The 13,092-nt window shown below is 74.7% G+C and carries 8 protein-coding genes; 7 read left to right on the forward strand and 1 reads right to left on the reverse strand.

What is annotated here, in order from left to right:
* Window positions 1-175 precede the first annotated feature (175 nt).
* The 4 genes from ACN9MS_RS03905 to ACN9MS_RS03920 all read left to right on the forward strand — a co-directional run bounded on the left by ACN9MS_RS03905 (window position 176) and on the right by ACN9MS_RS03920 (window position 6,306).
* A complete protein-coding gene (locus ACN9MS_RS03905) occupies window positions 176-1,876 on the forward strand; it encodes a DUF3375 domain-containing protein (protein ID WP_426310808.1) in 1,701 nt (566 codons plus the stop codon).
* Window positions 1,873-2,637 carry a DUF4194 domain-containing protein gene (locus tag ACN9MS_RS03910; RefSeq protein ID WP_426310809.1) on the forward strand — a complete coding sequence of 255 codons (765 nt, stop codon included), beginning with the start codon at window positions 1,873-1,875 and terminating at the stop codon, window positions 2,635-2,637. The genes ACN9MS_RS03905 and ACN9MS_RS03910 overlap by 4 nt, the downstream gene beginning before the upstream one ends.
* On the forward strand, window positions 2,637-4,172 hold the full coding sequence (locus ACN9MS_RS03915) for an ATP-binding protein (protein WP_426311817.1): 1,536 nt from the start codon (window positions 2,637-2,639) through the stop codon (window positions 4,170-4,172). Before ACN9MS_RS03910 ends, ACN9MS_RS03915 begins: the two co-directional genes overlap by 1 nt.
* A 1,609-nt stretch (window positions 4,173-5,781) precedes the next feature.
* Window positions 5,782-6,306: an SbcC/MukB-like Walker B domain-containing protein gene (locus ACN9MS_RS03920; RefSeq protein WP_426311818.1), complete on the forward strand. Its 525-nt coding sequence runs from the start codon at window positions 5,782-5,784 to the stop codon at window positions 6,304-6,306.
* A 75-nt stretch (window positions 6,307-6,381) separates the two neighbouring features.
* Here ACN9MS_RS03920 and ACN9MS_RS03925 read toward each other — a convergent pair whose 3' ends face one another.
* A complete protein-coding gene (locus ACN9MS_RS03925) occupies window positions 6,382-7,089 on the reverse strand; it encodes a TetR/AcrR family transcriptional regulator (protein WP_426310810.1) in 708 nt (235 codons plus the stop codon).
* 136 nt (window positions 7,090-7,225) lie between these two features.
* On the opposite strand from ACN9MS_RS03925, the gene ACN9MS_RS03930 reads away from it, so the two are divergent.
* The 3 genes from ACN9MS_RS03930 (at window position 7,226) to topA (ending at window position 13,029) form a co-directional block, all read left to right on the forward strand.
* Window positions 7,226-8,941, forward strand: coding sequence for an ABC transporter substrate-binding protein (locus ACN9MS_RS03930; protein WP_426310811.1), 1,716 nt, complete (start codon window positions 7,226-7,228; stop codon window positions 8,939-8,941).
* 62 nt (window positions 8,942-9,003) lie between these two features.
* Window positions 9,004-10,098 (forward strand): phosphatase PAP2 family protein, encoded by a 1,095-nt coding sequence (locus ACN9MS_RS03935; protein WP_426310812.1) that lies wholly within the window; start codon window positions 9,004-9,006, stop codon window positions 10,096-10,098.
* Window positions 10,099-10,266: 168 nt separating this feature from the next.
* Entirely contained in the window at window positions 10,267-13,029 is a 2,763-nt protein-coding gene (gene topA / locus ACN9MS_RS03940; RefSeq protein WP_426310813.1) for a type I DNA topoisomerase, read from the forward strand.
* Window positions 13,030-13,092 lie beyond the last annotated feature (63 nt).

Consider the following 13,092-nt stretch of genomic DNA (forward strand, 5'->3'; position numbering starts at 1 on the left):
CTCCGGACGCATCTCTCGAGCGCGGGCGCACCGTTCGCCGTCGAGCGGGCGCCGGCGTCGGGCGTCACCGCTCGGTGGGTCGTCCCGGCGGTGGGGGCGTCCCCGCCTAAGATCTGGGGGCGCCTGTGCTCCCGCGGCACCGACGGACCGAGCCCACCCGCCCGAGAGGACCTGCGTGCAGCACGACGACGTCGACTCCCTGCGACGGTCGAGCGCGGCGTGGCGGCTCCTGCGCGCGGACACGGCGCCGCTCGTGCTGTCGTTCCTCGGCACGCTGTTCGTCGAGGACAACGTGCGCGCGATCCCCGAGAGCGAGCTCGTCGCGCGGCTCGACGACCACCTGTGGGCGGTCGACGGCCGGTCCGCGCGGGCCTCCGGAGCGGAGCCGCGCTACCCGCGCGCCCCGCAGGCGTACGTCGACCACTGGGCCCACCCCGACCAGGGCTGGCTGCGCGCCTGGTACCCGCCGGGCTCCGGCGAGCCGCACTACGACGCGACGCCCGCCGTCGAGCAGGCGGTGCGCTGGGTCGCGTCGCTGCGCGGCCGCGGGTTCGTGGGCACGGAGTCCCGGCTCAACACCGTCTTCGAGCTGCTGCGCCAGCTCGCCGTCGGGACGCAGACCGACCCGGCGGAGCGCCTGCGCGAGCTCGAGGAGCGGCGCGCCGCCATCGACGACGAGATCGCGCAGGTGCGCGGCGGGCGCGTGGCCGTGCTCGACGCCGCCGCGCAGCGCGACCGCTACCAGCAGCTCACGCAGACCGCGGCCGACCTCCTCTCAGACTTCCGCGAGGTCGAGGCGAACTTCCGCTCGCTCGACCGCGAGCTGCGCGAGCGCATCACCGGCTGGGACGGCGCCAAGGGCGAGCTGCTCGAGGAGGTCGTGCGGTCGCGCACGGCGATCGCGGAGTCCGACCAGGGCCGCTCGTTCCACGCGTTCTACGACTTCCTGCTCGACCGTCGCCGCCAGGAGGAGTTCGCCGCGTTCGTCGAGCGCGTGCAGTCCCTCGACGCGATCGCGCCCGACGTCGTCCGGCCGGCCCCGGGGGCACCCGGGCCGGTCGTGGACGCCGTCGCGACGGACGCGGCGGCGCGGGAGCAGGAGCACCGCCGGCTGCGGCGCGTCCACTACGACTGGCTCGACGCCGGCGAGCGCACGCAGGCGACCGTGCGGACGCTCTCGGAGCAGCTCCGCCGCTTCCTCGACGACCAGGTGTGGCTGGAGAACCGCCGCGTCATGGACATCCTGCGCGGGGTGGAGGCGAAGGCGCTCGCCGCGCGCGACGTCCGCCGCGGACCGGGCGGCCCGCCCGGCATGGCGATCGACGCCGTCGCCCCGGAGGTCGTGCTGCCGACGGAGCGGCCGCTGTTCACGCCGCGACCCACGGCCCGGCTCGACTCCGACCACGTCGAGGCCGGCGACGACGACTTCGAGGTCGACGCGCTCTACGACCAGGTGCACGTGGACCCCGAGCGCCTCGCGCGCACGGTCCGCGCGACGCTCACCGCCCCGGGCGGCCCGGGGGAGGTCGCGCTCGCCGACCTGCTCGAGGCGGCGCCGCTCGAGCACGGCCTGGCCGAGCTCGTGACGTACCTGTCGCTGGAGGACCCGCGCTTCGTCGTCGTGCACGACGACGAGCGCACCGACGAGGTGCGCTGGGAGGGCGAGGCCCCGAGCGGGCCGGTCGCCGACGACGGCGCGCCGGATCCGGTGGTGCGCGTCGCGCGGCTGCCCCGCGTCACCTACGCGCGGCGCACGGGGGCGGGCGGCGGGGCGCCCCCGGTGGCGCGCGACCACGTCGCGGACGGCCCGTCCGCGACCCGACCCGACGAGACCCCCCGCGACACCGCCGACACCGCCCCGGAGGAGACCCCGTGAGCACCACCCGCACCGCGCGCGACCCGGAGCTGTCCGTCGTCGTGACGTCGCTGCTCAAGGGCGTCGTCTACCGCGAGTCCGGCGAGGCGCTGTGGCGCGACCTGCTCGCGCGCGAGGCCCAGGTGCGCGACACCGTCGCGATGATGGGCCTGCAGGTCGTCGTCGACGAGGGCGACGGCTACGCCTACCTGCGCTCGCAGCCCGAGCACGAGCGCGACGAGCGCGTGCCCCGCCTGATCCCGCGCCGCGAGCTGCCGTTCGATGTGAGCCTGCTGCTCGCGCTGCTGCGCAAGCGGCTCGCGCAGGCGGACTCCGAGGGCGGCGAGACGCGCCTCGTGCTCGCGCGCACGGAGATCGTCGACCTGCTCCGGGTCTTCCTCGCACAGGACGCGGGCGCCGCCGCCAACGAGGCGCGGCTCGTCGACCGCGTCGACGGTCTGGTGCGACGCGTCGTGGAGCTGGGCTTCCTACGTCCCGCGGGTCGTCCCGAACCGGACGGGGCGCCGGACGGCGCGGCCGTCGCGGTCGAGGACGGCGACCCGGCCGCGGGCGACGCGCGACGGTACGAGGTGCGCCGCATCCTCAAGGCGTTCGTGGACGCCCAGTGGCTCGCGGACTTCGACGCGCGCCTCGCGCAGTACCTGGAGCTGGCCGCCGACGGCGGAACGCGCGGGACGGCGTCGGGCACGGCGGGCACCGGCACGGGCACGGGGACGAGTGCAGCGACGAGCGCAGGCACGACGACGAGGACGGTGGCGTGATGGAGGGCCTGTTCAGCGCGGTCGAGCTGCACGACCCGGCGGCGGACCTCGACGCCCGGGCGGGCTTCCGCCTCGAGCGGCTCGAGGTGCTCAACTGGGGCACCTTCGACCAGCGCGTGTGGGCGTTCGACCTCGACGGTCGCAACGCGCTCCTCACGGGCGACATCGGGTCGGGCAAGTCGACGATCGTCGACGCCGTCACGACGCTGCTCGTGCCGTCGCACCGCATCTCCTACAACAAGGCGGCGGGCGCGGGCGCGCGCGAGCGGTCCCTGCGCTCGTACGTCGCGGGGCACTACAAGTCCGAGCGCGACGAGGCGACCGGCACGACGCGCCACGTCGGGCTGCGCGAGCGCGGCACGTACTCGGTGGTGCTGGGCCGCTTCTCCAACCGCGGGTTCGACCAGGAGGTCACGCTCGCCCAGGTGTTCTGGCTCGCCCCGGGGCAGTCGGGCCAGCCGGACCGGTTCTTCGTCACGGCCGACCGGCCGCTGACGATCACCGAGGACTTCGCGGGGTTCGGCGGCGACGTGGCGGCGCTGCGGCGACGCCTGCGCGAGTCCGGCGCGCAGGTGCGCGACCACTTCCCCGAGTACGGGCGCGACTTCCGCCGCCTGCTCGGCATCCCGTCGGAGCAGGCGATGGACCTGTTCCACCAGACCGTGTCCATGAAGTCGGTCGGCGACCTCGGCGAGTTCGTGCGCGAGCACATGCTCGAGCCGTTCGACGCGGACCGCTGGACGGACCGGCTCGTCGCGCACTTCGACGACCTGACGAGCGCGCACGACGCCGTCGTGCGGGCGACGGCGCAGATCGAGCGCCTCGCGCCGCTGCTCGCGGACTGCGACGCGCACGACGCGCTGGGGGAGCGCTCCGCAGCGCTCGTGGCTCGGCGCGACGCGCTCCGCGCGTTCACGGCGTCGCGCCGCGTGGCCGACCTCGACGGGCTGATCGGCGCGCTCGACGAGCGCGTGGCGGACGGCGAGTCCCGCCGGCAGCGCGTCGGCGACGAGCTGGGGCTCCTCGCGGCCGAGCGGCGACGGCTCGAGCTCGAGCGCGCCGGCCACGGCGGCGACCGGCTCGCCGCGATCGAGGGCGAGGTCGCGCGCCGCGAGGTCGAGCGCGCCGCGCGCGAGCGCCGCGTCGCCCAGGCTCGCGGGCTACGCCGCCGCGGCGGGCCTCGCGCTCGATGCACCCGAGGCCGGCGAATCCGGGGCGGCCGCACCCCCGGGCCTCGAGCCCGGAGACGCCCCCGGGTTCGGCGGCCGCGGTGTCGACAACCCCGGGTCCGGCGGCGGGGCGGCGGCCGTGGCGGCCGCGCTCGTCGACGCCGAGGCGTTCGCCGCGCTGCGGCGCTCGGCCGACGACGCCGCGGGGTGCGTGCGCGACGACCTCGCCCGGGCGGAGGAACGGGCGAGCGAGGTCGCTACGGAGCTGCGCGCCGTCGAGCAGGAGACCGCCGACGTCAAGGCCGAGCTCGCGAGCCTCGCGGACCGCCGCTCCAACCTGCCGCGCACCCACCTGGAGGTCCGTGACCGGCTGTGCGCCGGCGCCGGGCTCTCGCCGGGTGACGTCCCGTTCGTGGGCGAGCTGCTCGCGGTACGACCCGAGCACGCCGACTGGGAGGGCGCGGCCGAGCGCGTGCTGCGCGGCTTCGCGCTCTCCCTCCTCGTGCCGGCGGCGCACTACGAGGCCGTCGCCGCGTGGGTCGACCGCGAGCACCTCGGCCTGCGGCTGGTGTACCACCGGGTGCCCGAGCGTGTGCCGGCCGCCCGGCCCGCGCCCCGCGGCGACGTCCCGCTGCTCGCCGACCTGCTCGACGTGCGCCGCCTCGACGACGCGCCGTCGCTCACGGCGTGGGTCGAGGCCGAGCTGGAGCGGCGCGCCGACCACGCGTGCGCGCCCGACCTCGACGCCTTCCGCCGGCTGCCCCGCGCGATCACGCGCTCCGGCCAGGTGAAGCACTCGCCCGACCACCACGAGAAGAACGACACGCGTGCGGTCGACGACCGCCGCGGCTACGTGCTCGGGTGGTCGACGCAGGCCAAGATCGACGCGCTGCTGGAGCAGGCGGCCGAGGTGACCGCGCGGCGCGACACGCTCGCGCGGCGCCGCGACGAGGCCGCCGCCGCGCGCGGCGAGCTCCAGGCGCGCTCGGCCGCGCTCGGGCGGCTCGACGTCTACCGCGACTGGGACGAGCTCGACCGCGGCGCGGAGACGGCGCGCATCGCGGAGCTCGCGGAGGAGAAGCGGCGCCTCGAGCAGGCGAGCGACGAGCTCGGCCGGATCGCCGGCCTGCTCGACGACAACGCGCGCCGCCACGGCGAGCTGGAGGCCGAGCGCGACCGCGTCGTCGCGACGCTCGGCGCCGACCGGCACGCGCTCGACGAGGCGCGCAGCGCGCGCGAGCGGGCGCGGGCGGTGCTCGACGGCGCGGGCGAGACGCTCGACGAGGAGACGACGGCGGCGCTCGCCGCGGAGTTCGACCGCGAGCTCGCGGCGGTCGGCCCCGCCGACGGGGACGGCGCGACCGGCCCGACGCGCGCGGCGGACCTCGACGCCGTCGAGAACGCGGTGCGCTCGCGGCTCACGGCCGAGGCGGAGCAGGCGCAGCGCGAGCGCGCCGACCTCGGGACCCGCGTCGCGGGGCAGATGGCGTCCTTCCGCTCGGCGTACCCGGTGGAGACGGCGGAGCTCGACGCGGACGTGCGGTCGGCCGACGGCTACCGCGAGATCCACGACCGGCTCGTCCGCGACGACCTCCCGCGGTTCGAGGCCGACTTCAAGGCGTACCTCAACACCAACGCGATCCGCGACATCGCGGGCTTCGCGGCGGAGCTCGCCAAGCAGGCCGACGTCATCCGCGACCGGATCGACACGATCAACGACTCGCTCCGCGCCATCGACTACAACCCCGGCCGGTACATCCGGCTCGAGATGTCGCGCACCCCGAACCTCGAGGTGCGCGAGTTCCAGCAGGACCTGCGCGCGTGCACGGACGGGGACGGGATCCTCGCCGAGGACGACCGCGCGCTCGCCGAGGGCGACGGGTCCGTCGCGGGCGACACCGACGCGCTGTCGTACTCGGAGGACCGGTTCCTGCGCGTCAAGGCGCTCGTCGAGCGGTTCCGCGGGCGCGAGGGCATGACCGATCTCGACGAGGCCTGGCGCCGGCGCGTCACGGACGTGCGCAACTGGTTCGTGCTCTCCGCGTCGGAGCGCTCGCGCGCCGACGACTCCGAGCACGAGCACTACTCCGACTCGGGCGGCAAGTCGGGTGGCCAGAAGGAGAAGCTCGCGTACACGGTGCTCGCGGCGTCGCTCGCCTACCAGTTCAAGCTCGACTGGGGCGCGGTGCGCTCGACGGCGTTCCGGTTCGTCGTCATCGACGAGGCGTTCGGCCGGGGGTCGGACGAGTCGACCCGGTTCGCGCTCGAGCTGTTCCGCCGCCTGGGGCTCCAGCTGCTCATCGTCACGCCGTTGCAGAAGATCCACGTCATCGAGCCATACATCTCGGCCGTCGGGTTCGTGGACAACCCGTCGGGCCGGTCGTCACGCCTGCGGACGCTGTCGATCGCCGCGTACCGCGACGGTCGCACGGCGGGCGAGGCGCCGCCGTCGGCAACGGACGTCACGACAGCGCCGGAACCCGAGCCCGCCGCGAGGTAGAGCCCTGGTCCGCCGAGGGAGAGCCGTGGTGGGTCGAGGTAGAACCGTGGTGCGGCGCGACCCGACGGCGGGGCGTCAGTCGAGCGGGCGCGGTCGCCGGGCCCCGGCGAGGGTCGCGGCGAGGATCGCCTCGATCGCGAACGCGGTCGACTCGGCGAGGTCCACGGCGTCGGGGTCGAGGAGCCACTGGATCTGGAGGCCGTCCATCGCGCCGATGATCGTGGACGCGGCGAGATCGAGCGCGGCGTCGGTGAGCTCGTAGTCCGTGTCGGTGTCGCCCGCGGCGCGGCGCTCCTCGATCACCTCGCGCAGCGCGCCCGCGATGTCGGCGCGCAGCCCGGTGAAGCGCTCGGTGACCCAGGCGCTGGCCGGGTGGCCGTCGGTGACGGCCTCGCCCGTGAGCACGGTGTAGGCCTGGACGATCCCGGGCCGCTCGGCGTTGATCGCGGCGGTCTTGACGAGGTGCCGGAAGAGGTCGAGCCCGCCCGGGATGTGCTGTCCCTCGAGGTGCTCGACGTCGACGCGGTCCCGGAACTCCAGGACCTCGGTGAGCAGGCGGTCCTTGGAGCCGAAGTGGTGCAGCACCCCGGCGTGGGTGATGCCCACCTGCTCGGCGACCTCGGCGAGCGAACCCTGGTGGTAGCCCTTGGACCCGAACACGCGCATCGCCGCGCGCAGGATCTCCTCGCGGCGCTCGAGCGTCGCCGGTCGCGTGCGGCGGGGGCGGGGCGTCCGTGCGGGGGCGGCGTCGGTGGCGCTCCGCGCGGGGGTGGCGTCGGTCATGACGGTAACCATACTGTGACCGAGTTTCTCTTACTTACGAGTCAGTAATGTGTGGTTGAATCGCCTCCGGAATGGCGTCGAGGGCGACGGAGCGCCCGGCGTCGCCGCAGATCACGGACTCGCCGAGGAGCCCCGCGTGACCACTCGCACTTCCGCCCGCCGTACCGTCCGCGCCACGGTCCGTCGCGCGGCCGTCGTCGCCTCCCTCACCGTCCCCGCCGTGCTCGTCGTCTCGGCCTGCGGCCTCGGGGGCCCGGCCCAGGAGCCGACGCCCGAGGCGGTCCCCACCGTGCTGACGATCGGGATGCCCAACTCGGTGGACGAGGAGGACAACAACCCCTTCGACAGCGCCTCCGCCGCGCAGAAGCTCGGGTACGCGAACGTCCTCTACGAGCCGCTCGCGCAGGTCAACCTCGTCGACCCCGCCCAGGACCCGACCCCCTGGCTGGCGAGCGCCTGGTCCTGGGACGCGGGCTACACGGAGCTGCGGGTCACGGTGCGCGAGGGCGTGCTCTGGTCCGACGGCGAACCCCTCACGCCCGACGACGTCGCCTTCACGTTCACGCTCCGCAGGGACGACCCCGCGCTCAACCCCGACCTGCTCCCGTACGAGGACGTCCACGTCGAGGGGCGGGACGTCGTCGTGACGTTCGGGAGCGGCCAGTACGTCAACCGCACGAAGGCGATCAACACGTTCGTCGTGCCCGAGCACGTGTGGGCCGATCGTCCCGCCGAGGCGCTCCTCGAAGACCCGAACGTCGACCCCGTCGGCACGGGACCGTACGTCCTGGAGGAGTTCGCGCCCGACGGCGTCACCCTCGCGGCCCGCGACGACTACTGGGGCGGGCCCCTCGCCGTCCCCGAGCTGCGGTACGTCGCGTACCCGGACAACGACTCGCTCACGGCGGCGTACGTGAGCGGCGAGGTGCAGTGGGGCTGGGCGTACATCCCCGGCTACGAGAGGGTCTACCTCGCCGCCGACCCCGACCACCTCCACCAGTTCGCCCCGACCGGTCTGGCGATCGACGCGCTCTTCCTCAACACGCAGGTGCCGCCGTTCGACGACGTCGCCGTGCGGCGCGCGCTGAACGCCGTGCTCGACCGTGAGAGCATCTCGAACTCCGCCACCTCCGGCGTCTGGCCCCCGCTGCGCAGCGCGACCGGGCTGCCGCTGCCGGCCGGCGACCCGTTCGTCGCTCCCGAGCTCGCCGACCGGGCCCTCACGGTCGACGTCCCCGGTGCCACCGCGATCCTCGAGGACGCGGGCTACGAGCTGGTGGACGGTGTCCTCCAGGACGAGGAGGGCACGCCCGTCACGTTCACGCTCACGAACCCCTCCGGGTGGACCGACTACATGTGGGAGCTCGAGGCCGTGAAGGAGGCGGCCGCGCGGCTCGGCATCGTCGCGACCGTGGAGGGGCAGGACGAGGCCGAGTGGTTCGACAAGATCGGCACGGGCGACTTCCAGGCGTCGATGCACTGGACCGACGGCGGCGCGACGCCCTGGGACACGTACTCCAGCCAGATGAACGGCGCCCACCTGCGACCGCTGGGCACCAGTGCCGACGCCAACTTCGGCCGGTTCCAGGACGCCGAGGCCGACGCCGCGTTCCAGGCGTACGCGTCCTCGACCGACGAGGCGGAACGCGCCGCGGCGCTGGCCACGATCCAGCACGTCTACGTGGAGCAGGTCCCGGCGATCCCGCTCCTCGGCCGGCCGACGGCCGCCCAGTACTCGACCGTCGCGTACACCGGCTTCCCGTCGGACGCCGACCCGTACGCGTCGCCGCAGCCGACGAGCCCGGCCGCGTCGCTCATCCTCACGCGGCTCGTGCCCAGCGCGGGGGAGTAGCGCACGGAGGCTCTTCCCGCCGTCTTCCCCGAACGCACACACGCGTCCTCTACCGTGGAGGGATGCCTGCCGACCACGCCCCGACCCGGCCGCTGCCGACCAGCGGCGGGTCGGGTACGCGACCGCTCCCGGCGACGCCGCCGGTGCTGCCGCCCACGCCCTCCGGCGCCCCGTACCCGCCGGTCGCCCCGCCCCCTCCGGCCCCGTACCCGCCGGCCGGCCCGTACCCGCCCGGGGCGACGTACCCGCCGGCGCCGCAGCCGGCTCCCCGCCCCCTCCCGACCGTCGAGGCGGACGGTCCGAGCACCGTGTCGCGGGTCGTCGCCGCCGTCGTCGCAGTGCTCGCCGTCGCCGGCGCGTGGCTCGTGTGGCGGTTCTTCGTCGACACCTTCGCCGGGCAGATGCTGGAGCGTGCCGCGTTCGACGGCGCCGTCACCGGCCAGGGCGAGCTCTGGGCGGTGGCCGAGCCGGTCCTGGACACGGTCTCGGTCGCGTTCGTCGTCGGCGGGCTCGGCGCCGCCATGGGCATCGCGCTCCTGCGCCGCCGCTGGGGCCTCGCCGTGCAGGTGGCGTTCCTCGTCGTGGGGGCGAACGTCACGACGCAGCTCGTCAAGCACTCGCTCCTCGGCCGCGAGGAGCTCATCGGCGGCTGGCACTGGGAGAACTCGCTGCCCAGCGGCCACACCACCGTCGCCGGGTCGGTCGCCGCGGCACTGCTGCTCGTCGTGCCGCGCGCGGCCCGTCCGCTCGTGGCGGTCCTCGGCGGCGCGTACACGGCCGCGACCGGGGTCTCGACGCTCGTCGGGCAGTGGCACCGGCCGAGCGACGTCGTCGCCGCGGTGCTCGTCGTCCTGGCGTGGGCCGCGCTCGTGTGCGCCTTCACGCCGCGTTCCGCGCTCGACCCGGGCGCCGGAGCGTCGCCGGGCTCGACCGTCATGGCCGTGCTGCTCCTCCTCGGTGCGGGCGCGGCCGGTGCGGCGGCGGCGCTCGCGCTGCGGGCGACGCCCGCGACGTGGGACACGACGGCCGCGCAGGAGGTCACCGCGTACGCCGGCGGGGTGGCGGGAGTGCTCGCGGTGACCGCCGCGGCGTTCGCCGTCCTGCTCCTCGTCCGCCAGTCCACAGCCCGCCCGGACGCCCGCCCGGTTCGGCGGTAGGGTGCGGCTGGCGCGATTGGCGTAACGTCGTAGGCTGCCACGGCGGACGACCGGAGGGTCGTCCTCGCGGCACCACGACGCACCGGGCGCGCCCCGGGTGGTGCCCGGCCGCCGTCGGGCGGGGAGCGCCCGCCACGGACACGTACGCACGGACGAAAGCAGGATCGGATGCCACGCAAGCTCGTGATCGTCGAGTCGCCCGCCAAGGCTCGCAAGATCCAGGGCTACCTCGGCGACGACTACGAGGTCGAGGCGAGCGTCGGGCACATCCGCGACCTGCCGCAGCCGTCCGAGCTGCCCGCGGACATGAAGAAGGGCCCGTACGGGAAGTTCGCGGTCGACGTCGACCACGGGTTCGACCCCTACTACGAGGTCTACGCGGACAAGAAGAAGAAGGTCGCCGAGCTCAAGCGTGCGCTCAAGGACGCCGACGAGCTCTACCTCGCGACCGATGAGGACCGCGAGGGCGAGGCCATCGCCTGGCACCTCCTCGAGGCGCTCAAGCCCAAGGTCCCGGTCAAGCGGATGGTCTTCCACGAGATCACGCGCGAGGCCATCCAGCGGGCGCTCCAGAACACGCGCGACCTCGACGAGCACCTCGTCGACGCCCAGGAGACGCGGCGCATCCTCGACCGTCTCTACGGCTACGAGGTCTCGCCGGTGCTGTGGCGCAAGATCGCGCAGGGCCTCTCGGCAGGTCGCGTGCAGTCGGTCGCGACGCGCCTCGTGGTCGAGCGCGAGCGCGAGCGCATGGCGTTCGTCGCCGCCGAGTACTGGGACGTCACGGGAACTTTCGAGCACGCGGACGCGTCCGCCGCCGACGCCGGGAAGGCGTTCGGCGCCCGGCTCGTGCAGGTCGGCGACGCGCGCGTCGCGTCGGGCCGCGACTTCGACGACCGGGGGCAGCTCAAGGCCGCGGCGGTGCGCGACGGCGTCGCGCACCTCGACGAGGCGACGGCCGGCGCCGTCGTGGCCGGACTCGCGGACGCCGCGTTCGCCGTCCGCTCGCTGGACACCAAGCCGTACACGCGCCGCCCGGCGGCGCCGTTCACGACGTCGACCCTCCAGCAGGAGGCGAGCCGCAAGCTCCGCATGTCGTCGCGCCAGGCCATGCGCACGGCGCAGTCGCTGTACGAGAACGGCTACATCACGTACATGCGTACGGACTCGCCGTCGCTCTCGGCCGAGGCCACCACGGCGGCCCGGCGCCAGGCCGCCGAGCTGTACGGCCCCGAGTTCGTCCCCGAGAAGCCGCGCGTCTACGCCGCGAAGAACCAGGGCGCCCAGGAGGCGCACGAGGCCATCCGCCCCGCGGGCGACTCGTTCCGCACGCCCGCGCAGGTCAAGCGCGAGCTGAGCGACGACCAGTTCAAGCTCTACGAGCTCGTGTGGAAGCGCACGGTCGCGTCGCAGATGGCCGACGCCAAGGGATCGACGGCGTCCGTGCGCCTCGGCGCGACCCTCTCGGCCGCCGCGGGCGACGTCGCGGGTCGCGACGCGGTGTTCGCCGCGTCGGGCACCGTCATCACGTTCCGCGGCTTCCTCGCCGCGTACGAGGAGAGCTCGGACGTCGACCGGTACGCCGAGGACGCGCCCGTCGTCGGGGCCAAGGGCGGCGACGAGGCACGCCTGCCGCAGATGAGCGAGGGCGACGCCCTGCGCGCCGACGACCTCACCGCCGACGGGCACTCCACCTCCGCGCCGCCCCGGTACACCGAGGCGAGCCTCGTCAAGGCGCTCGAGGAGCTCGGGATCGGGCGGCCGTCGACGTACGCCTCGACGATCTCGACGATCCAGGACCGCGGGTACGTGCTCTCGCGCGGGCAGGCGCTCGTGCCGAGCTGGCTCGCGTTCGCCGTCGTGCGGCTGCTCGAGGAGCACTTCGACCGCCTCGTCGACTACGACTTCACCGCGCGCATGGAGGCAGACCTCGACGAGATCGCGGCCGGGCGCCGCGACCGCGTCGCGTGGCTCACGGAGTTCTACTTCGGCGACGCCGCGAAGGGGGAGGACGCCGAGGGCCTGCGCGACCTCGTCGCGAACCTCGGCGACATCGACGCGCGCGGCATCAACTCGGTGCCGATCGGCGAGGGCATCCAGCTGCGGGTCGGGCGCTACGGGCCGTACGTGGAAGACCTGTCCGTCCCGGTCAAGGAGGGCGAGAACCCGCCGCGCGCGTCGGTGCCCGACGACGTCGCCCCCGACGAGCTGACCGTCGCCAAGGCGCGCGAGCTCCTCGCGGCCGGCGCGGACGACGGCAAGGTGCTCGGCACCGACCCCGTGTCGGGCAACGAGATCGTCGCCAAGGCGGGCCGCTACGGCCCGTACGTCACCGAGGTGCTCGACCTCCCGCCCGTCGACACGAGCCTGTCCGCCGCCGCGCAGAAGAAGGCCAAGGCGGCGCAGCCCAAGCCGCGCACCGCGTCGCTGCTCAAGACGCAGACGCTCGACACGATCACGATCGACGACGCGCTGCGCCTGCTGTCGCTGCCGCGCGTCGTCGGGACCGACCCCGAGTCCGGCGAGGAGATCACGGCGCAGAACGGCCGCTACGGCCCGTACCTCAAGAAGGGCACCGACTCGCGCTCGCTGCCCGACGAGGAGTCGATGTTCACCGTCACCCTCGACGAGGCGATCGAGCTCTACAAGCAGCCCAAGCGCGGCCGCGGCCAGCGCGCGGCGACCCCGCCCCTGCGCGAGCTCGGCGACGACCCGAACAGCGGCAAGCCGATCGTCGTCAAGGACGGCCGGTTCGGCGCGTACGTGACGGACGGTGAGACCAACCGCACCCTCCCGCGCGACGTCACGCCCGAGTCGATCACGCCCGAGCGCGCGATCGAGCTGCTCGCCGAGAAGCGCGCCCAGGGGCCGGCCAAGAAGCGCACGACGGCGCGCAAGCCCGCCGCGAAGAAGACCGCCGCCAAGAAGTAGCAGCCTTCCCGCCGAACCGGTGGTCGTGGCTCGTCCGGGCGACCGGACACGCCACCACCACCT

The sequence above is a fragment of the Cellulosimicrobium sp. E-16 genome, from assembly GCF_049913115.1.
Classification (GTDB): domain Bacteria; phylum Actinomycetota; class Actinomycetes; order Actinomycetales; family Cellulomonadaceae; genus Cellulosimicrobium.